Annotated in this window: 1 rRNA gene; it reads right to left on the reverse strand. The window is 49.8% G+C overall.

The annotated features are described in order from the left end of the window. A 16S ribosomal RNA gene (locus tag A2U94_RS20115) occupies positions 1-534 on the reverse strand; the annotation flags it as partial. Positions 535-600 lie beyond the last annotated feature (66 nt).

The following is a 600-nucleotide window of genomic DNA, read 5'->3' on the forward strand; positions in this document are numbered from 1 at the left end:
GGCTGCTGGCACGTAGTTAGCCGTGGCTTTCTGGTTAGGTACCGTCAAGGTACAAGCAGTTACTCTTGTACTTGTTCTTCCCTAACAACAGAGTTTTACGACCCGAAAGCCTTCATCACTCACGCGGCGTTGCTCCGTCAGACTTTCGTCCATTGCGGAAGATTCCCTACTGCTGCCTCCCGTAGGAGTCTGGGCCGTGTCTCAGTCCCAGTGTGGCCGATCACCCTCTCAGGTCGGCTATGCATCGTCGCCTTGGTGAGCCGTTACCTCACCAACTAGCTAATGCACCGCGGGCCCATCTGTAAGTGATAGCCGAAACCATCTTTCAATTTTCTCTTATGCAAGAAAAAATATTATCCGGTATTAGCTCCGGTTTCCCGGAGTTATCCCAGTCTTACAGGCAGGTTGCCCACGTGTTACTCACCCGTCCGCCGCTAACGTCATAGAAGCAAGCTTCTAATCAGTTCGCTCGACTTGCATGTATTAGGCACGCCGCCAGCGTTCATCCTGAGCCAGGATCAAACTCTCCGAAGAAATGTTTGACTTGCTCATAAAAGTTTAAAAAAATTAACGTTGACGTTTGTCGCTTTGTTCAGTTTT

Origin of the sequence: Bacillus sp. VT 712, from assembly GCF_001614195.1 — a bacterium.
GTDB lineage: Bacteria > Bacillota > Bacilli > Bacillales > Bacillaceae_H > Priestia > Priestia flexa.